Raw genomic sequence first — 19,519 nt, 5'->3', positions numbered from 1 at the left:
AACCGCCGCTGCCTGAACGGGTCAGATGCCGCCCTCGATACGAAGGCCATCCGTCAAAAGCGCGGGCGTCACCGTGCGGAGAAAATCGCGCTTACACTTGAGCTACGCGATTAGAGTACTCGCTCATGCCAATACCGCGGACAATCAGGCACTACTCCAGCAGATTTATGAAGAGCGCACGTCGCCCCTTATCCGTAGAGATGTCATTCTAGTCTTGGCAAAGTGGGGTGAGTGGTATTGGCTGTCGGACAGGAGAAATCGCTTTCGCGAACTAAGCGGACCCGAGCGGAGAGCCTTTATCGTCGCCTCATATATATTGAAAGACGAAGGCGACCATTGGCGGCGAAATATTGGTAAAGAGCTGAATCCGTTTGAAAAATTCATTATGGGATGGGCGGGGCAGAAAGCCAATCAGCCCAACTGGGATATCCCTTTATGATCGATGCCTCAACGTTCGCGATTTCTTACAATGCATTCTGGCACGCGAATACTCCGACGTGTGAGCACTTCATTCGGCGGCTTAACCTCAATGGACTTGATCGCGTGCACCCGCCGATGCCGGCCTCGAATACAACAAGTAGGCGCGCACTTATCGCCGAGTATGCTTTCTCACTGTTTGTCGAGCGGAGGAAGGCACAGATTGCCGAGAGCGCTTTCGATGAAAAGGTTGCTTGGTTGGATACTGTCAACCGACTCGCTCCGTATGCCATTCAAGGGCTCGATATACAGAGCGAATTGAGCGACGAAGAGGAGCAAGAGGTAGATAGGCTGACTAATCGGCTGGAGCTATTCTTTAATGCGTCTAGGCCGATTGTTTTGAGGCCGCAGTTCGCGGGGTGCGGTTATGTCGATGCCTCTGAGGGGGACGTGATCTTTGGTCAAACGCTTTTTGAAGTGAAGACGGTCGAACGTCCGGTGCGTAGTAGTGACATCAGACAGACGATAACGTACGCCGCGCTCAATGCGGCGTCCAACAAGTTTGCCCTTGATAGTGTCGGCCTATTCAATCCAAGAAGAGGCCAGTATTGCACGCTAGATTTGGAGCAAGTGTGTTTCGAGATCTCCGGGATGTCGGCTCAGGAGCTGTTAACCGTTATCATCCAAGCCCTCTCAAGCGGCGAAATATCTAGATAATTCGTAGCACGTGAGAGCGTTGAGCAATCACTCCGCCGCCTCGCTCGTGCTCCGCCGCTTCGGCTTCCGCGCCTTCTTCAGCACCGGCTCCAGAAACTTGCCAGTATAGCTCCGCGGCGCCTTCGCGATATCCTCCGGCGGGCCCCAGGCGACGATCTCGCCGCCGCCGTCGCCGCCCTCGGGGCCGAGGTCGATGACCCAGTCGGCGGTCTTGATGACTTCGAGATTGTGCTCGATGACGACGACCGTATTGCCCTGCGCGACCAGCTCGTGCAGCACCTCCAGCAGCTTCTTGACGTCGTGGAAGTGCAGGCCGGTGGTCGGCTCGTCCAGGATGTAGAGCGTGCGGCCGGTGGCGCGCTTCGACAGCTCCTTGGCGAGCTTGACGCGCTGGGCTTCGCCGCCTGACAGGGTCGTCGCCTGCTGGCCGACATGGATGTAGTCGAGGCCGACGCGGTGCAGGGTCTGGAAGGTCTCGCGCACGCGCGGCACCGCCTTGAAGAAGTCGGCGGCTTCCTCGACGGTCATGTCGAGCACGTCGGCGATGCTCTTGCCCTTGAACAGGACCTCCAGCGTCTCGCGGTTGTAGCGCTTGCCCTTGCAGACGTCGCAGGTGACGTAGACGTCGGGCAGGAAGTGCATCTCGATCTTGATGACGCCGTCGCCCTGGCAGGCCTCGCAGCGGCCGCCCTTGACGTTGAAGGAGAAGCGGCCGGGCTCGTAGCCGCGCGCCTTCGCTTCGGGCAGGCCGGCGAACCATTCGCGGATCGGCGTGAAGGCGCCGGTGTAGGTCGCGGGATTCGAGCGCGGGGTGCGGCCGATCGGCGACTGGTCGATGTCGATGATCTTGTCGATGTGCTCGAGGCCCTCGATGCGATCGTGGGGCGCGGCGCCTTCGCTGGCGTTGTTCAGCTTGCGGGCGATGGCCTTGTAGAGCGTGTCGATCAGCAGCGTCGACTTGCCGCCGCCGGAGACGCCGGTGACGGCCGTGAACAGGCCGAGCGGAATCTCGGCCGTGACGTTCTTGAGGTTATTGCCGCGCGCGTTGACCACCTTGATGGTGCGGCGATGGTTCGGCGGGCGCCGCTCCGGCACCTCGACCTCGAGCTCGCCGGTGAGATATTTGCCGGTGAGAGATTTCGGGTTGCGCATGATCTCGGCGGGCGTGCCTTCGGCGACGATGTTGCCGCCGTGCATGCCGGCGCCGGGGCCGATGTCGAGGACGTAGTCGGCGAGCAGGATCGCGTCCTCGTCATGCTCGACCACAATCACGGTGTTGCCGAGGTCGCGCAGGCGCTTCAGCGTGTCGAGCAGGCGCGCGTTGTCGCGCTGGTGCAAGCCGATCGAAGGCTCGTCCAGCACGTAGAGCACGCCCGTCAGTCCCGAGCCGATCTGCGAGGCGAGGCGGATGCGCTGGCTCTCGCCGCCGGACAGCGTGCCGGAGGAGCGGGACAGGGTGAGGTAGTTGAGGCCGACGTCGAGCAGGAAGGTGAGGCGCTCGCGGATCTCCTTGAGGATGCGGCCGGCGATCTCGTTCTGCTGCGTGTTCAGCGCTTCGGGCACGGTCTCGAACCATTCGCCGGCCTTCCTGACCGACAGCTCCGAGATCTCGCCGATATGCTTGCCGCCGATCTTGACGCAGAGCGCTTCGGGCTTCAGCCGGAAACCCTTGCAGCCCTCGCAGGGGACGTCGTGGAAATACTTTGCGAGCTCCTCGCGCGCCCACTCGCTCTCGGTCTCGCGATAGCGGCGGTTGATGTTGGTGATGACGCCCTCGAACGGCTTCTTGGTGTCGTAGGAGCGGACGCCGTCCTCGTAGGAGAACTTGATCTCGTCCTCGCCCGAGCCAAGGAGGATCGCGTTCTGCGTCTTCTTCGGCAGATCCTTCCATTTGGTGGTCAGCGTGAACTTGTAGTGCTTGCCGAGCGCGGTCAGCGTCTGAATATAGTAAGGCGACGACGACTTGGCCCAGGGCGCGATCGCGCCCTTACCGATGGGGAGCTCCTTGTCGGGGATGACGAGGTCTTCGTCGACATGCTGCTCGACGCCGAGGCCGCCGCAGGCCGGGCAGGCGCCATATGGATTGTTGAACGAGAACAGGCGCGGCTCGATCTCCGGAATCGTGAAGCCGGAGACGGGGCACGCGAATTTTTCCGAGAACAGGATGCGCTCGGGCCCGCTCTTGTCGTGGATTTTTGCGGTCTTCTTCTTCTCCTCGACGGGCGCAGCCGCTGCAGGTGCATCGGCGAACTCGACGACGGCGAGGCCCTCCGCGAGCTTCAGCGCGGTCTCAAAGCTTTCGGCGAGGCGCTGGCCGATGTCGGCGCGCACCACGATGCGGTCGACCACGACGTCGATGTCGTGCGGAAATTTCTTGTCGAGCGTCGGCGCCTCCGCGAGCTCATGGAAGGTGCCGTCGATCTTGACGCGCTGAAAGCCCTTCTTGAGCCATTCGGCGAGCTCCTTGCGGTACTCGCCCTTGCGGCCGCGCACGACGGGCGCGAGCAGATAGAGGCGGGTGCCTTCGGGCAGCGCCAGCACGCGGTCGACCATCTGCGAGACGGTCTGGCTCTCGATCGGTAGGCCCGTGGCGGGCGAATAGGGCACGCCGACGCGCGCCCAGAGCAGGCGCATGTAGTCGTAGATCTCGGTGACGGTGCCGACGGTCGAGCGCGGGTTCTTCGACGTCGTCTTCTGCTCGATCGAGATCGCCGGCGACAGGCCGTCGATCTGGTCGACATCAGGCTTCTGCATCATCTCCAGGAACTGGCGCGCATAGGCCGACAGCGATTCGACGTAGCGGCGCTGGCCCTCGGCATAGATGGTGTCGAAGGCGAGCGAGGATTTGCCGGAGCCGGACAGCCCCGTGAACACCACCAGCTTGTCGCGGGGAATCTCGACGTCGACATTCTTGAGGTTGTGCTCGCGCGCGCCACGGATCGTAATTGCGCGCAGGCTGGATCCCGCGTTCTGCTGTTGGCGCTTCGCCTTGATCACTTCATCCATCCGAGTTGCCCTCAAGGAATCCCAAAGGTGCGCGATCGCGCCAACAAAAAAGGCGCGCGTCGCCCGGAACCGGGATCGGCGCCGATGGGTATGGCAGCGAACGTAGGAAGAACGGGGACGGATTTCCAGTGGCGTGTGCGAATCGTCAACGGATTGTTGGCGCGCTGGCGGCATCTGGCAGGAGCAGGGCCCCCGGAACATGCGAAGGGCCGGCGCGAGGCCAGCCCTTCGTTCGCGTTTGAATGCGGATTTGGGGCAATCCGCACATGATCAGGACTTGGAGGTTCCTGTGGGAAGCTTTGTCTCAGTATTTGGCGACGACCGGGCCGCCCCAGCGGTAATTGATGCGGATCAGGCCCATGTCGATATCCTGGCCGATCCGGTCGGTGCGCTGGGCGAAGCCGCCGACGAGCGTTGCGAAGTCGGCGCTGTGATGGCCGAGGAAGACATGGTTGTACTCGCCGCCGACCGACCAATTCTCGGCAAAGCCCCATTCCACGCCGATGCCGATGGTGTAGCCCCAGCGGGTCTGGTTGACGCTGTTGAACACCGCGGCCGGGACGCCGGGGACGAAGGTGTCGTACTTGTCGTGCGCCACCGCGGCGCCGGCCTTGCCATAGAAGAGCAGGTTGTTGACGGCGTAGCCCATCTGGCCAGTGAACAGGCCGAAGCTGTCGATCTTGGTCTGGTTGGTGAACAGCGGCAGCGCCACGCTGACATTGCTGCCCTTGAAGTCGGCCCAGTTGCCCTGGCCCTCGATGCCGAACACCCAACGCGACTTCTGCCAGCGATAACCGAGCTGTCCGCCGACCGTGCCACCGCCCGCATTGTGACAGCCTTCGCCAACGGCCGGATCGACAGCGATGCCGAGCGCGCGGGTCACGCCCCAGCAGGCATGGGCCAAGCCGCCGCCGCCGTTGATGCCGGCATAGATGCCGCTCCAGTCGTAGACGGGAACGGCGGCCGTCGGCGCCTTGTAGATCGGGAGATCGGCGGCGGTAGCCGGCGCGACCGCGCCAAGTGCGAACAGGCTGACCGCAGCCAGCATCCACGTCTTCATGTCACGTCCCCAACTCGCCAAAGCCATTCGCGGACGCCTTGCGCGCGCCTCACGACTCCAAGACGGTTGGGTGCACCCTCGCGCGAAAACAAAAAGGCCGGCGCAAGGCCGGCCTTTCGTAACGCGATGACGTCGGAGGCGAAGATCAGTATTTGGCGATGAGGGGGCCGCCGAACCTGTAACTGACGCGGGCCGTTGCAATGTCAACGTCCTGGCGGATCCGATCGGCGCGCGAGAACGTGCCGTTGTTGAACGTAAAGCGGTTGTCGCGCGATCCCATGAAGCCGTGCACATAATCGACGCCGACCACGATGTTGGGCGTTACGCCGAAATCGAGGCCAGCACCAACCGCTCCGCCCCAGCGCGTTTCATTCGCCCTGTCGAACACGAAGCCGGTGGCGGTGGTGAAGCCTTCGTATTTGTCGCTCACAACCATCGCACCACCCTTCGCGTAGAACAGCACATCGCTCCAGGCGTAGCCGACCTGGCCGGTCACGAGACCGAAGGCGTTGATCTTCGAGCGGTCTGAGCCGACGCCGCCGGCAGCCAGGCTCGGTCCATTGGAGCCGCTAAGGTGAGCCCAGTCGCCCTGGCCTTCCACGCCGAACACCCATGACGCGCTTTGCCAGCGAAAGCCGGCCTGGCCGCCAGCCACGCCGCCGGTCGCGGTGTGGCAGCCCTCCGATGCGGGGGGAGTGACCGGCGCACCGAGGATGTTGGCGACGATGTCCCAGCACTTATGGCTCCAGCCGCCACCACCGTTGGCGCCGATGTAGAAGCCGCTCCAGTCGTAGACCACGGCGATCATCGGGGCAGGAGCTTTGGTGTAGGGGCTCGCCGCCAGATCGGCCGCCGAAACGGACGTGGTCATCGCGACTATGCCGGCGGCGGCAAGCATAAACTTGTTCAAGACGGACCCCCCAAGGCCAAAGTTGTTGCGATCTTCGATACAACCTTCGAGGTGCGACAGTCTGTCACCGGAGGGTCACAGCGCGCCGAAAAATGGAACTTGTCCGCAAACGCTCATGCCGTACGCGCGAAAACAAAAAGGCCGGCGCAAGGCCGGCCTTTCGTAACGCGATGGCGTCGGAGGCGACGGTTAGTACTTCGCCACGACCGGGCCGCCGAAGGTGTAGTTCACGCGGACCGTGCCCATGTCGACGTCCTGCTTGATACGGTCGATGCGGTCGTTGATGCCGAGAAACGTGAACGAGTTGTTGCGCTTGCCCATGAACAGATGGTCGTATTCGATCGCAACGGACCAGTTCGGCGCGAAACCGAATTCGAGGCCGGTGCCGACCGCGCCGCCCCAGCGCGTCTCGCTTGCACTGTCGAGGACAACGCCGCCGATTAGACCGTTGTACTTGGCGTGCGTGACGGCCGCGCCGCCCTTCACGTACCAGAGCACGTTGTTCCAGGCATAGCCGACCTGGCCGGTGAACAAGCCAATCCCATCGATCTTGGTCTGGTTGACCAGCGGGGGCGGGGCAAGCACCAAGCTCGTATTCGAACCCTTCAGGTTGGCCCAGTCGCCCTGGGCTTCAAGGCCGAACACCCAGTTGGCCGACTGCCAGCGATAACCGACCTGGCCACCGACGACGCCGCCGGTCGCATTGTGACAGCCTTCAGCCGTGTCCGGACCCGCAAAGCCGAAGATGTTGTTGACATCCCAGCAGTTGCGGCTCGAGGCGCCGCCGCCGTTGATGCCGAGATAGAAGCCGGACCAGTTGTAGACCGAGGCCACAGCAATGGGCGCCTTGGTGTAGGGGCGGGCCGCCAAATCGGCCGCCGAGGCGGGAGCCAACGCGCTGAGTGCGAACAGACTGGCCGAGGCCAGCAAAACCTTCTTCATTTCAATTCCCCAGTTTCGTTTCTCTTTGTCGGCAAAAAACGGCCGACCCAATGACCCAACCGATGTCATCGCTCTACACCATTGAAGCCGAAGGTTGTGTCACCGGGATGCCACAGCTCTCCCCGAAAACGCTGGGAATCGGTTGGCCTGGATCGGTACGCGCAAAAACAAAAAGGCCGGCGCAAGGCCGGCCTTTCGTAACGCGATGCGTTGGAAGCGAAGCTCAGTACTTCGCGACCACCGGGCCCCCGAAGTGATAGTTCACGCCGACCTGCAGGGTGTGGAAGTTGAGCGTGCCGGTGGGCAGGGCGCCCGAGAAGTAGGTCTCGCCGCCGAGGCTGCGATAGAGGTACTCGCCCTTGACCGACCACTGCGGAGCGAAGAACGCCTCGACGCCCGCACCAACGGTCCAGCCGGAGTGCCACTTGCTGTCCGACGCGGTCAAGCCGAGAGCGGAGAGGCTGATCTTGTTGTCGATCCAGGCGTAGCCGCCGGTGCCGTAGAACAGGACCTGATTGACGGCGTAGCCGATACGGCCGCGCATGGTGCCCATGGCATCGGTCTTCGAGCTCGCCGTTGCGGTCACAACGCCGAAGCCGGGAACAACAGTGGCGCCGGTCACCGAAGCGCTGACGTCAGCCCAGGAACCATCCGCCTCGACGCCGAACACGACGTTGCCAGTCTGCCAGTTGTAGCCGGCGGTGCCGCCGACGAAGCCACCCTTCATCTTCGGGTCGCCGGAACCGTTTTCCCAGGCGCCGCCGCCGACGATACCGAGGTAGAAGCCGGTCCAGTTGTAGACCGAGGCCACCGCCACCGGAGCCTTGGTGTAGGGGCGCGCCGCGAGATCAGCGGCCGAAGCCGGAGCAGCGAGAGCGAACAAACAGGCCGAAGCCAACAAAACCTTCTTCATTTTCAAACTAATCCCAGTCCCGGTTTCTGTTTTTGCCTTCCGTGCGTTCGGAAGGACATCGGACGCCGTGGTCCAACTGATGTCGTGCTTACACGAGCAAAGCCGCAAGTTGTGTCTCCCAAAAGCCACAATAATCGCAAAACGTAACGGTGACTGACCTATAATTCCCGTTGCCCACGCAAAAAGGCCGGCGCGAGGCCGGCCTTTGATCTCCAAGCGATTTCAGAGGGATGTCAGTATCTTGCGATCATCGGGCCGCCCCAGCGATAGTTCACGCGGACGAGGCCGATATCGACGTCCTGGCTGATGCGATCGGAGCGTGTGGCAACGCCGAGCGGGGCGAAATTGCCGGATCCGGTGAAGCCGATGGTGCGGTTGCCGAGGAAGATGTGGTCGTATTCGAAACCCACGGTCCAGTTCGGGGCGAATCCGAACTCGACGCCCGCACCCACGGTGCCGCCCCAACGGGTCTCGTTGGCCCGGTCGAACTCGAGGCCGCTGGCGACGTCGAAGCTGCGGTAGCGATCGCCGACGACGGCGCCGCCGCCCTTCACGTAGACCAGGACGTTGTTCCAGGCGTAACCGACCTGACCGGTAATCAGGCCGAAGGCGTTGATCTTCGAACGATCGCGCAGGCCGCTGATCGCACTGATGTTGTCACCCGAGAAATCGGCCCAGTTGCCCTGGCCTTCGAAGCCGAACACCCAGTTGGCTGACTGCCAGCGGTAGCCGACCTGGCCGCCGACCGTGCCGCCGGTCGCGTTGTGGCAGCCTTCGCCTACGAGAACGCCACCGCCGATATCGACGTCCCAGCACTTGTGGCTGGTGCCGCCGCCGCCGTTGATACCGATGTAGAAGCCGCTCCAGTCGTAGATGGTCGCGATCATCGGTGCCGGAGCCTTGGTGTAGGGACGCGCAGCGAGATCTGCCGCGCTTGCGGGAGCCGACAGCCCCAACGCGATTGCACCAGTAATACCAATCAAAATCTTATTCATTGCAGTCCCCCCAGTTTCTGACCGCTTTTCGAAGTCCCCGAAGCGGCTGATCAGGCGCGACGCCTATAAGAATCTAATTTCGCGGCAAGCGTAGCTTAGGCGGGAGGCGGAGTCCGTCTCCGGAATGCAACAGTCGGGCGGCATCTGAACTGCTTCTAACTTGATGAATGTTAAGCTGTTTCGCCGTCCTCAGGAATTCGGGGAAATTCCATTTGGCGCAGGCCGTCTTTGTGCAGCGCGGTGTCGTCTTGCCAATGCAACAAGGTGAGGGGTGTCATAAGAACAAATCTGGAACGAACCCGTCAGGGGTGCTATATATGGGGATAAGTGGAGGGGTGACGGGCCGATCCGTCCGCGCAAGCGTATAGGGTCGCGTCAACAGGTTGCAGAGGACGCGGGCGCGTCCCGGGCCTTCTAAAATTCAGTGGCATTCGGAGTGGAGAGCGGCGATGGCGGGAAGCGTCAACAAGGTCATTCTGGTTGGAAATCTCGGCAAGGATCCCGAAATCCGCCGCACCCAGGACGGGCGGCCGATCGCGAATTTGAGCATCGCCACCTCGGAGACCTGGCGCGACAAGAACAGCGGCGAGCGCAAGGAAAAGACCGAGTGGCATCGCGTCGTGATCTTCAATGAAGGGCTCTGCAAGGTCGCCGAGCAGTACCTGAAGAAGGGCGCGAAGGTTTACATCGAGGGCGCGCTCCAGACCCGCAAATGGACCGACCAGAGCGGCGCCGAGAAGTACTCCACCGAGGTCGTGCTCCAGGGCTTCAACTCGACCCTGACGATGCTCGACGGCCGCGGCGGCGGTGGAGGCGGCAGCTTCGGCGACGAGCCGGGCGGCGATTTCGGCTCCTCCGGTCCCGTCAGCAGCGCGCCGCGCCGTGCCGTTGCCGCCGGCGGCGGCGGTGGCCGCAACAGCGACATGGACGACGACATCCCGTTCTGAGACGGGCGGGGGCGCTTCGCCCCTGATGTCACCTTGCTCGCGTAGAGCGACAGGATTCCTTACCAATTGACGGGCAAGGCTCGGTTTTTGCGGGCTTGCCTCATGTGCTGCCTCAAGCCTTTGACGAGGCACGATGTGAATGGTATTAACTTGATGTTAATCCTATTCACATGGGTCGGCCGTCGATTAGAGGAAGCCCTGCATGAGCGTTGCGCCACTGCTTGAGGCTGCTCCGGCGATCCCGCTGCATGCCTTTGCCGCCATGGCCGCCTTCGTGCTCGGCCTCGTTCAGTTTGCCGCCCCCAAGGGAACGCTGCCGCACCGGACGATCGGCTGGATCTGGGTGGGGCTCATGGCGGTCGTTGCGGCATCGTCGTTCTGGATCCACCAGATCCGTCTGGTCGGGCCGTTCAGCCCGATCCATCTCCTATCGATCTTCACGCTGGTGATGCTGCCGCTCGCGGTGTGGCGGGCGCACACCCACCGGGTCGCCGATCACCGGCGCATCATGATCATGACGTTCGTCGGCGCGCTGGTCATTGCCGGGCTGTTCACGCTTGTGCCTGGACGGATCATGCACCGGGTCATTTTCGGAGCCTAGGACGTGGTTCCCGGCGGCTCATTCCGACTTCGCTCGAGGCAGTGGTGCTGAGCTCGTAAGTCTCTGGAAAAACAGTCGGAAAAACCGCTTCCCCAGACCTCGCAAGGGTGGTTATCAGGGGGGCGATGCGCTATATGATTCCCAGATAAAATCTCACCGGATTTCCCCTTGGCTGACGACGACAACAAGCCCGGCGACCAGCCGGCGCAACCCTCGGACATTCGTCCCGTTTCCATCTACGAGGAGATGAAGAAGTCCTACCTCGATTACGCGATGAGCGTGATCGTGGCGCGTGCGCTGCCTGATGCGCGCGACGGGTTGAAGCCGGTTCATCGTCGCATCCTCTACTCGATGAACGAGCAGGGGCACACGCCCGACAAGAAGTACGTCAAGTCGGCGCGCGTGGTCGGTGACGTGATCGGTAAATATCATCCGCATGGCGACCAGTCGATCTACGACGCCATGGTCCGGATGGCGCAGGACTTCTCGATGCGCGTGCCGCTCATCGACGGCCAGGGCAATTTCGGCTCGGTCGACGGCGATCCCCCGGCCGCCTATCGGTACACCGAAGCGCGACTGACGAAGGTGGCGTTGGCTCTGCTGGCCGACATCGACAAGGACACCGTCGACTTCCAGCCGAACTACGACAACAACGAAACCGAGCCGTCGGTCCTGCCGGCCAAGTTCCCGAACCTCCTCGTCAACGGGGCGGGCGGCATCGCGGTCGGCATGGCGACCAACATCCCGCCGCACAATCTCGGCGAGGTCATCGACGCCTGTGTCGCGTTGATCGACAATCCTGCGCTCACCATCGAGGAGCTCATCAACATCGTTCCGGGACCGGATTTCCCGACCGGCGGTGTCATTCTCGGACGCGCGGGCATCCGCGCCGCCTATCACCTCGGCCGCGGCTCCATCGTCATGCGCGGCAAGGTCGCGATCGAGACCATCCGCAAGGAGCGCGAGGCGATCATCATCACCGAGATTCCCTACCAGGTGAACAAGGCGACGATGGTCGAGCGCATCGCCGAGCTGGTCAAGGAAAAGAAGATCGAGGGCATCGGCGACCTGCGCGATGAATCCGACCGCGACGGCTACCGCGTCGTCATCGAATTGAAGCGCGACGCCGTGCCGGATGTGGTGCTGAATCAGCTGTACCGATTCACGCCGCTGCAGACGAGCTTCGGCGTCAACATGGTGGCGCTCGACAGCGGCCGTCCGCGGATCATGCATCTGAAGGACCTGCTGGCGATCTTCGTCGACTTCCGCGAGCGGGTCGTCACGCGTCGCACCAAGTTCCTGCTCGCCAAGGCGCGCGATCGCGCCCACATCCTGGTTGGTCTGGCGATCGCGGTCGCGAATATCGACGAGATGATCCGCGTCATCCGGACCTCGCCCGACCCGACCACTGCCCGCGACACCCTGATGTCGCGCGACTGGCCGGCACGGGACGTCGAGGACATGCTGACGCTGATCGACGATCCGCGCCACCGCATCAGCGAGGACGGCACGATCCGGCTGTCGATGGAACAGGCGAGGGCCATTCTCGACCTGCGCCTTCAGCGCCTCACCGCACTCGGCCGCGACGAAATCCGCGACGAGCTCGACAAGCTCGCCGGCGAGATCGCCGACTATCTCGACATCCTGCGCTCGCGCGCCCGCGTGCTGGGCATCATCAAGACCGAGCTTGCCGAGGTGAAGGCCGAGTTCGCGACCCCGCGCCGCACCGTGATCATCGAGCAGGAGGGCGAGGTCGAGGACGAGGACCTGATCCAGCGCGAGGACATGGTCGTCACCGTCTCCCACGCCGGCTACGTCAAGCGCGTGCCGCTGTCGGCCTATCGGGCGCAGCGCCGCGGCGGCAAGGGCCGCGCCGGCATGCAGACCCGCGACGAGGATTTCGTCAGCCGTCTGTTCGTGGCGTCGACGCACACGCCGGTGCTGTTCTTCTCGTCGCGCGGCCAGGTCTACAAGGAGAAGGTCTGGCGCCTGCCGATGGCCGCGCCGAACGCGCGCGGCAAGGCGCTCATCAACATCCTGCCGCTGGAGCAGGGCGAGCGCATCACCACCATCATGCCGCTGCCGGAGGATGAATCGACCTGGGGCAACCTCGACGTGATGTTCGCCACCACCGGCGGCAACGTCCGGCGCAACAAGCTGTCCGACTTCGTCGACGTCCGCCGCTCCGGCATCATCGCCATGAAGCTCGACGAGAATGAAGCGATCGTGGACGTGCAGATCTGCACCGAGCACGACGACGTGCTTTTGACCGGCGCCGGCGGCCAGTGCATCCGCTTCCCCGTCACCGACGTGCGCGTCTTCACCGGGCGCACCTCGATGGGCGTGCGCGGCATTGCGCTCGGCGAGGGCGACAAGGTGATCTCGCTGGCGATCCTGCGCCATGTCGAGACCTCTTCGGACGAGCGCTCGGCCTATTTGAAGATGCGCCGCGCCGTCGCCGGCGAGGCCACGACCGAGGAGCCCGCAGTGGATGCCGAGGCCGAGGAGACCTCCGGCAGCTTCCAGCTTCCGCAGGAGCGCTATATCGAGATGTCGGCGGCCGAGCAGGTCGTGCTCACCGTCTCCGTCAACGGCTACGGCAAGCGGACCTCGTCCTACGAGTACCGCACCACCGGCCGCGGCGGCAAAGGCATCGTCGCCATGAGCGTCAACAACCGCAACGGCAACCTGGTGGCCTCATTCCCGGTGGAAGACGCCGACCAGATCATGCTGGTCACCGACAAGGGTCAGCTGATCCGCTGCCCGGTCGAAGGCATCCGCGTCGCCGGCCGCTCGACCCAGGGCGTGATCGTGTTCGACACGGCCGAGGACGAGCACGTCGTCTCGGTCGAGCACATCACGGAAGAGGCCGAGAGCGGGAACGGCGAGAACGGGAACGGCTCGTAGATCGAGCCGCTCCTGTCGGGTGCCGTCTCCGGCTGACGGTTGCTGTCGATCGGACAGGACCGGCGTGCCACAACGCGCCGCTGCGGGCCTATGATCCCGGAAGCTGCGGCCGGCGCGATGCCTTCCAGCCGAGCACAGCCAGCGGAACGGCCAGTGCCGCCCAGGACAGCGCGTCCCAGCCATCGTCCCCGAGCAGCGCCGACGCCAGCCCGACGAGGGTGAGCACCCCGAGCAGGAACGGCCAGCGAAAGATCTCGTCCGCGGTGTGACGCTCGCGTTTCATGGGCGAAGCCCGGATGTCGCGACGACGGGCGGCCGGTCCTGCGCGTGCGCGGTGAGGCGAGGCGATTTGCGCTTGCCGAGCCAGAGATAGACGCCGCTTCCGAGCACGACGATGGCGGCGAGGTCGAGCAGCGCCCAGATGATCTTGAGCGGCAGGCCGCCGTAATCGCCGAAATGCAGCGGGCGCGACACCTGCAACGCCCTGAGATACCACGGCAGGCCACGCGCGGTGACGAGCTGCCCGGTTTCGGCGTCGAGCATCGCGGGCGTGAACAGGCGCGAGGTGATCGGCGTCGTGCCCTTGGTCCAGACGATGAAGTGCCGTGGTGTCCCGAACCGTGCGACCGTCGGAAAGATGATGCTGGCCGGCGTATTGCCGTCGAGCGCCCGACGTGCTGCGGCCATGACGTCGTCGACGTCGGCCCATTTCGCAAGCGGCGGCTTGCCCAAGTGCGGCGCGATCAGCTCCGGCATCACCTCCGCGCGCCAGGCGGAGAACAGCGGCAATGATATCGTGTTGATGACGCCGGTGACGCCGACGGCAAGCAGCCATATGAGAGTCACTCCGCCGATCAGATTGTGCAGGTCGAGCCATTTGACCCGCGACGCGCCGATATGACGCACCGTGCCGAAGTTGAGCCGGCGCATGAAGGGCGCGTAGAGCATGATGCCGGAAACGATCGCGATGACAAACAGCAGGCCCATGACGCTGAGAAACAGTTCGCCCGGCAACCCCAAGAACATGTCGCGGTGGAATATGCGGATGGCGCTCATCAGGCCGCCCTGCTGCGTGTCTTCGCCGATCAGTTCCGCGGTCCTGGAATCGAATGACAGCTTCAGGAAACGTTGGCCGGGGGGAGCTTCGGGCGTAGCCGAGAGGAACACGTTGACGACGTTGGCGCGATCGTCGTCCCAGCCGAGCACCTGGAGGTAGCGCTGCGGATAGCGCGCCTTGGCGGCGTCGACCAGCCGGCTTAGCGGAGCCTGCGGAGTATCCGCCGGGAGCTCTCGGGCCGAGGCTTCCGACTTGAAGAGCTCGTCGATCTCGTCATGAAAGATCAGTGGGAGCCCGGTGATGCAAAGCATCAGGAGGAATAGCGTGCAGACCAGGCTGGTCCATTTGTGGACCAGCGACCACCATTTGACTGACTGTGCTGTCATCCTCTCACCACCGGTAGGTCAGCGTCGCCAGCACCGTGCGCCCCAGCGCCCAGCGGCAGCCGCCGGCCGTGCATAACGAGACATAGGTCTTGTCGAACACGTTGTTGACGTTCACCGCCGCACTGAGGCCCTTCCACTGCTGATACCGCATCCCGAAATCATAGGACAGCACCGCATCGAACACCGTGCTGGCCGGCACCGTGGCGGCGGGCAGGAAGACGCCCGGCACGATGGTCGGAACCGTCAGATTGTTGGCGTTGGTCGTGTACATGTCGTGGACGTAGCGGACGCCGCCGCCGAAGCCGAAGCCGGTGGCAGGACCGCCCTGCACCAGATAGTTGGCCCAGAGCGAGGCGGTGTGTATCGGGACGTTGGCGAGCCGCTTGCCGAAATTGACGTCCTGGGGCGAACTGATCCGGTTGTCGAGATAGGAGTACTGCCCACGCAGGCTCAAGCCGGGCAGGGGGCTGCCGACGACGGATCCTTCGAACCCGCGCGAACTGACCTCGCCAACCTGCGCCGTGGTGTTGGCGGGAATGCCGGGGCCGCTGATGACCGTTGCCACGTTCTGCTGCTTGAGGTCGTAGACCGCGGCCGTGAACATCAGATTGGTCCCGACCGGCTGATACTTCAAGCCGCCCTCATACTGCTCGCCGGTGGTCGGCTTGAACGGCTGGCCGTTCAGCAGCGTGCCGACCGAGGTCGGCTGGAACGAGGTCGAGTAGCTGACATAGGGCGCAATGCCGTTGTCGAAATTGTAGATCGCGCCAATGCGGCCGGTTGGCTTCTGGTCGTCGTTCAGGACGCGAACGCCGGTGTTCTGGGCCAGTGTATTGCCCTCGGCCCAGTCGTAGCGGATTCCGCCAAGCACGGTGAGCCGGCCGAGCCTGGCCTCGTCCTGGACGTAGAGGCCGCGCTGCGACAGGTGCTGGTCGAGGTTCTGGAAGAGCGCCGTGGGGACGGCGATGTTCTGCGTGTAATTCGGCGCCAGGATGTCGAGCGTGTTGGTGGCCGCGAAGCGGGCGAGATTGTTGAAGTCGAACCGCTGGTAGTCGACCCCTGCGAGGACCGTATGCTGCAACGGTCCCATGTTGAACTTGGCCTGGAGCTGGTTGTCGGCAGCGAATGTGTCGAGGTTCTCGTTGGTCGAGAAGTAGCTCCGGTTGATCGTGCGGCCGTCGACCAGCCGGAGCGTGCCGCCCGCGCCCGTCGTCGTGAACCCGCCGGGCTGCACCTCGACATAGCTGAGCTCATTGTGCAGGTAGCGTACGTTCTGGCGCACCGTGAAGACGTCGTCGAAACGATGCTCGAACTCGTAGCCGGCGGTTGCCTGCTTGTATTTGAGAGTCTCGTAGTTGAGATCGCCGGCAAAGAAATTGCGCGGGATCTGCCCGAACGTCCCCGGCACCAGCGTGCCCTGGATCGGCAAGAGCGCGAAGGCACCACCCTTCGGGTCCTGCCGGTAGCTCGTCAGGAAGGTGATGGTGGTGTCGATACTCGGACGCCACGTCCAGGCCGGCGCGATCGAAAATCTTTGCTCGCCGATATTGTCGACCTGGGTGTCGGCGTTGAGGCCGATACCGGTGACGCGGTAGAGCAGCGTCTTGTCCTTGTCGACGGGGCCGCCGACATCGAAGGCGCCCTGGATCCGGTTGAACGAGCCGGTTTGCAGGGAGACTTCTCCGAACGGATTTTCAGTCGGGCGCTTGCTGACGAGGTTGAGGATGCCGCCGGGCGAGGCGGCGCCGTAGAGAATTGATGCCGGCCCGGTGATCACCTCGGCGCGCTCGAGCAAATAGGGATCGACCCGCGGCGCACCGAACGGTCCGCCCTGGAGCCGCAGCCCGTCCAGATATGTTTCGAGGCTGAAGCCGCGCGCGCTGACGTTCTGAAAGCGGAAATCGGTATCGTTGCTGAAATAGATTCCTGGCGCGTAGCGCAAGAGGTCGCGGATGCTCTGCGCCTGCCGCACATTCATTTCGTCGCGAGTGATGACGGCGATCGATGCCGGCGTCGACATGATCGATGAATCCGTCTTGGTCGCGCCAGAGGCGCGCGTTGCGACGAATCCGTTGGTCCCGGCATTGACGCGTGCTGCTGTTCCCACCAGCGCTTGGGGCTCCGGCTGTACTGTCGAACGGTTGGCCTGTTGAGCGGACCGCTGGCTCGCACTGCGCCGCGCCGATGCGTTGCGCCGGACCTGGACCGGACGTTGCGCGCGCTGAACGGGTGCGTCGACTGTCACCGGCGGCAACGCGGATGCACCGGATTGGCCAGTGTTCTGCGCGTTCACCGGCGTGACGGCCATCAGCAAGCAGCCGAGCGTGAGTGCGCTGGCTGTGCTCTTGAAAGTGTTCCTTAAAAAATAGTCCGCACGACCACGCAGGCCGTGTCCATCGCATTCCATGTCAGCGCCCCATCCGGCGATCGCCGCGCCGGCGGGATGATCCTTCTGACCTCACGCGACTTCGCACCCGCGCGCGTGTTAGATGGCGACATTGCGAGCGTCGAGTTGGACGAATTTTGAATCACTCGAAACGTCATAATTGGAGACATTCTTAGAACTTCTAAAAAAGCGAAGCTAACTGATCGACAAAACATTGGAATTTGTTGCTGCGTATGTCTGGTGATGGGCCAGACAAGATTGAGGTGCGCGCGAATGTCGCACACTCCCGGGTAAGCGGAGCGTGACGAGCTCTACCTGTCGGTGATCGGCATCTCATCGAGACGCGTGGTGCGAAGCCTGCCTTGCCCTGAACGGGCGATCCGCACGACGATCAGATCTCCAGCTCAGTGCCGAACTCCACCACCTGCCTCGTCGGCACGCCGAAGAACGCGGCGGAGCGTTCGGCGTTGCGCTGGAGGAAGGCGAACAGGCCTTCGCGCCAGACCCACATGCCCGGAATGTCCTCGCTCGGGATGATGGTCTCGCGGCCGACATAGTAGGTGATGTCGGAGAGGTCGATGCCGGGCAGCTTGCCCTGGCGGCAGGCGAGCGTCAGGCCGGCATAGATCGTCGGATTCTGCATGAAGCCGTAGTGCAGGACCGCGCGGGTGATACCGGGGATGATCTCGATCACCTCGGCGCGGTCTTCATCGGTGATGTGCGGGGATTCCTCGATCAGCACGGTGACGAGGACGATGCGCTCATGCAGCACGTGGTTGTGCTTGACGAATTGCGTCAGCGCCAGCGGCACGCCGCGCGGCGCGGATGCCAGGAAGACGGCGGTCCCGGGCAGTCTGGCCCTGCACTTGTTGACCGCGGTCTCGATCAGGTCCTCCTCGGGCTGGCGCAGCTTCGCGCGCGCCGCCTCGACCAGCCTCACGCCGCTGCGCCAGGTCAGCATCATGAAGGCGACGAGGGCCGCGAGCAGCAGCGGAAACCAGCCGCCCTCGAACAGCTTGATCGAATTGGCGGAGAAGAAGATCACGTCGATCACGAAGAAGAAGCCGTTGACGGCGACCACGATCCACGGCGAATAGCCCCACTGGATCGCGACCAGGGCCGCGAGCAGCGTGGTGATCGCCATCAGCAGCGACACCGCGATGCCGTAGGCGCCGGCGAGTGCTTCCGAGGTGCCGAAGCTCAGGACCGCGCCGAGCGTTGCGGCAGCGAGCAGCCAGTTCACCAGCGGCACGTAGATCTGGCCCATCGCGTGGCTCGTGGTGTGGCGGATCTGCATGCGCGGCAGGAAGCCGAGCTGGATCGATTGCTGGGTCAGCGAGAACACGCCGGAGATGATCGCCTGCGAGGCGATCACGGTCGCGAGCGCCGAGAAGGCGACCAGCGGATAGTGCAGGGCGTCCGGGCAGAGCTGAAAGAAGGGGTTCTCGATCATCGCGGGATCGGTGATCAGCAGCGCGGCCTGCCCAAAGTAGTTCAGCACCAGCGCGGGCAGGCAGATCGCGAACCAGGCAAGCCGGATCGGGAAGCGGCCGAAATGGCCCATATCGGCATACATCGCTTCACCGCCGGTCACCGCCAGGAAGGCGGCGCCGAGGATCGCGAAGGAGATGTGGAAGTCCTGGTGGATCAGGAAGTTGAAGGCATAGAGCGGGCTCAGTGCCGCGAGCACAGCCGGGGCCTTGACGATGCCGTGGACGCCGAGCGCGGCCAGCACGAAGAACCAGGCCAGCATCACAGGCCCGAAGATGCGGCCGATGAAGCCCGTGCCCTGCTTCTGGATCATGAACAGCCCGATCAGGATGGCGACGGTGATGGGCACGACGACCGGCGCGAGCGAGGGCGCATCGACCTTGAGGCCTTCGATGGCTGAGAGCACCGAGATCGCCGGGGTGATCGCGCCGTCGCCATAAAGGAGAGCAGCGCCGACGAGGCCGACCACCAGGAGATGCGCGCGCCAGGTGCCGGGCTGGGCGTGGCGGGCATGCAATAGCGCCAGCAGCGCGACGATGCCGCCTTCGCCGCGATTGTCCGCGCGCAGGATCAGAAGCGCATATTTCAGCGAGATGATCAGCAGCAGCGCCCAGAGGATCAGCGAGGCAACGCCCAGGACAGCTTCGGGAGTCACCGTAGCGCCATGGGCGGCCGCCTTGGCGGCTTCCTTCAGGGCGTAGAGGGGGCTGGTGCCGATATCGCCATAGACAACCCCGAGGGCGCCCATGGTCATGGCAATCGGCAGAGGGTCAGGGTGATGGCC

General features: G+C 63.6%; 15 protein-coding genes. 5 read left to right on the top strand and 10 right to left on the bottom strand.

Going from position 1 to position 19,519, the window contains the following annotated elements; translation table 11 throughout:
* Positions 1–97: 97 nt before the first annotated feature.
* The gene (locus tag ABIB95_RS18860; protein ID WP_354241148.1) at positions 98–439 is read left to right on the top strand and encodes a hypothetical protein; all 342 of its coding nucleotides are present in this window, start codon (positions 98–100) and stop codon (positions 437–439) included.
* A complete protein-coding gene (locus ABIB95_RS18855) occupies positions 436–1,134 on the top strand; it encodes a hypothetical protein (RefSeq protein ID WP_354241146.1) in 699 nt (232 codons plus the stop codon). The genes ABIB95_RS18860 and ABIB95_RS18855 overlap by 4 nt, the downstream gene beginning before the upstream one ends.
* 27 nt (positions 1,135–1,161) lie before the next feature.
* On the opposite strand, the gene uvrA is transcribed toward ABIB95_RS18855, so the two are convergent.
* The 6 genes from uvrA to ABIB95_RS18825 form a co-directional block, all read right to left on the bottom strand.
* Positions 1,162–4,140 (bottom strand): excinuclease ABC subunit UvrA, encoded by a 2,979-nt coding sequence (gene uvrA / locus ABIB95_RS18850; protein ID WP_071913691.1) that lies wholly within the window; start codon positions 4,138–4,140, stop codon positions 1,162–1,164.
* 304 nt (positions 4,141–4,444) lie between these two features.
* Positions 4,445–5,200 (bottom strand): outer membrane protein, encoded by a 756-nt coding sequence (locus tag ABIB95_RS18845; protein ID WP_354241143.1) that lies wholly within the window; start codon positions 5,198–5,200, stop codon positions 4,445–4,447.
* A gap of 145 nt (positions 5,201–5,345) precedes the next feature.
* Positions 5,346–6,110: an outer membrane protein gene (locus tag ABIB95_RS18840; protein ID WP_354241141.1), complete on the bottom strand. Its 765-nt coding sequence runs from the start codon at positions 6,108–6,110 to the stop codon at positions 5,346–5,348.
* 189 nt (positions 6,111–6,299) lie between these two features.
* Complete coding sequence (locus ABIB95_RS18835) at positions 6,300–7,052, bottom strand: outer membrane protein (RefSeq protein ID WP_354241139.1); 753 nt, start codon at positions 7,050–7,052, stop codon at positions 6,300–6,302.
* Between the two features lie 223 nt (positions 7,053–7,275).
* Positions 7,276–7,965, bottom strand: a complete 690-nt coding sequence (locus ABIB95_RS18830) for an outer membrane protein (RefSeq protein ID WP_354241137.1) — start codon at positions 7,963–7,965, stop codon at positions 7,276–7,278.
* Between the two features lie 233 nt (positions 7,966–8,198).
* The gene (locus ABIB95_RS18825; protein WP_354241135.1) at positions 8,199–8,960 is read right to left on the bottom strand and encodes an outer membrane protein; all 762 of its coding nucleotides are present in this window, start codon (positions 8,958–8,960) and stop codon (positions 8,199–8,201) included.
* A 449-nt stretch (positions 8,961–9,409) separates the two neighbouring features.
* Between ABIB95_RS18825 and ABIB95_RS18820 the strand changes: the two genes are divergently transcribed.
* The 3 genes from ABIB95_RS18820 to gyrA all read left to right on the top strand — a co-directional run bounded on the left by ABIB95_RS18820 (position 9,410) and on the right by gyrA (position 13,415).
* The gene (locus ABIB95_RS18820) at positions 9,410–9,907 is read left to right on the top strand and encodes a single-stranded DNA-binding protein (protein WP_028153432.1); all 498 of its coding nucleotides are present in this window, start codon (positions 9,410–9,412) and stop codon (positions 9,905–9,907) included.
* A 202-nt stretch (positions 9,908–10,109) separates the two neighbouring features.
* A complete protein-coding gene (locus ABIB95_RS18815; protein ID WP_166096654.1) occupies positions 10,110–10,508 on the top strand; it encodes a DUF2306 domain-containing protein in 399 nt (132 codons plus the stop codon).
* Between the two features lie 168 nt (positions 10,509–10,676).
* Positions 10,677–13,415: a DNA gyrase subunit A gene (gene gyrA / locus ABIB95_RS18810; RefSeq protein ID WP_166096653.1), complete on the top strand. Its 2,739-nt coding sequence runs from the start codon at positions 10,677–10,679 to the stop codon at positions 13,413–13,415.
* Between the two features lie 88 nt (positions 13,416–13,503).
* Here the strand turns inward: gyrA and ABIB95_RS18805 are convergent, their stop codons facing one another.
* The 4 genes from ABIB95_RS18805 to ABIB95_RS18790 all read right to left on the bottom strand — a co-directional run bounded on the left by ABIB95_RS18805 (position 13,504) and on the right by ABIB95_RS18790 (position 19,489).
* Entirely contained in the window at positions 13,504–13,698 is a 195-nt protein-coding gene (locus ABIB95_RS18805) for a hypothetical protein (protein ID WP_283016573.1), read from the bottom strand.
* The gene (locus ABIB95_RS18800; RefSeq protein WP_354241132.1) at positions 13,695–14,858 is read right to left on the bottom strand and encodes a PepSY-associated TM helix domain-containing protein; all 1,164 of its coding nucleotides are present in this window, start codon (positions 14,856–14,858) and stop codon (positions 13,695–13,697) included. The genes ABIB95_RS18805 and ABIB95_RS18800 overlap by 4 nt, the downstream gene beginning before the upstream one ends.
* 4 nt (positions 14,859–14,862) lie before the next feature.
* The gene (locus tag ABIB95_RS18795) at positions 14,863–17,265 is read right to left on the bottom strand and encodes a TonB-dependent siderophore receptor (protein ID WP_354241130.1); all 2,403 of its coding nucleotides are present in this window, start codon (positions 17,263–17,265) and stop codon (positions 14,863–14,865) included.
* Positions 17,266–17,635: 370 nt separating this feature from the next.
* Complete coding sequence (locus ABIB95_RS18790; protein ID WP_354241163.1) at positions 17,636–19,489, bottom strand: potassium transporter Kup; 1,854 nt, start codon at positions 19,487–19,489, stop codon at positions 17,636–17,638.
* Between the last annotated feature and the right edge of the window lie 30 nt (positions 19,490–19,519).

Origin of the sequence: Bradyrhizobium sp. LA2.1, from assembly GCF_040547725.1 — a bacterium.
GTDB classification, from domain to species: Bacteria; Pseudomonadota; Alphaproteobacteria; order Rhizobiales; family Xanthobacteraceae; genus Bradyrhizobium; species Bradyrhizobium barranii.
The sequence above is the reverse complement of the archived record's forward strand: the minus strand, read 5'-3'. Positions and strand labels throughout refer to the sequence as shown.

Bases quoted from the DNA above. Each gene is read 5' to 3' on its own strand.
- ABIB95_RS18790 (WP_354241163.1), bottom strand. From the start codon at position 19,489: ATGACCATGGGCGCCCTCGGGGTTGTCTATGGCGATATCGGCACCAGC.
- uvrA (WP_071913691.1), bottom strand. From the start codon at position 4,140: ATGGATGAAGTGATCAAGGCGAAGCGCCAACAGCAGAACGCGGGATCC.
- ABIB95_RS18800 (WP_354241132.1), bottom strand. From the start codon at position 14,858: ATGACAGCACAGTCAGTCAAATGGTGGTCGCTGGTCCACAAATGGACC.
- ABIB95_RS18820 (WP_028153432.1), top strand. From the start codon at position 9,410: ATGGCGGGAAGCGTCAACAAGGTCATTCTGGTTGGAAATCTCGGCAAG.
- ABIB95_RS18845 (WP_354241143.1), bottom strand. From the start codon at position 5,200: ATGAAGACGTGGATGCTGGCTGCGGTCAGCCTGTTCGCACTTGGCGCG.
- ABIB95_RS18805 (WP_283016573.1), bottom strand. From the start codon at position 13,698: ATGAAACGCGAGCGTCACACCGCGGACGAGATCTTTCGCTGGCCGTTC.
- ABIB95_RS18855 (WP_354241146.1), top strand. From the start codon at position 436: ATGATCGATGCCTCAACGTTCGCGATTTCTTACAATGCATTCTGGCAC.
- ABIB95_RS18830 (WP_354241137.1), bottom strand. From the start codon at position 7,965: ATGAAGAAGGTTTTGTTGGCTTCGGCCTGTTTGTTCGCTCTCGCTGCT.
- ABIB95_RS18835 (WP_354241139.1), bottom strand. From the start codon at position 7,052: ATGAAGAAGGTTTTGCTGGCCTCGGCCAGTCTGTTCGCACTCAGCGCG.
- ABIB95_RS18815 (WP_166096654.1), top strand. From the start codon at position 10,110: ATGAGCGTTGCGCCACTGCTTGAGGCTGCTCCGGCGATCCCGCTGCAT.
- ABIB95_RS18795 (WP_354241130.1), bottom strand. From the start codon at position 17,265: ATGGAATGCGATGGACACGGCCTGCGTGGTCGTGCGGACTATTTTTTA.
- ABIB95_RS18825 (WP_354241135.1), bottom strand. From the start codon at position 8,960: ATGAATAAGATTTTGATTGGTATTACTGGTGCAATCGCGTTGGGGCTG.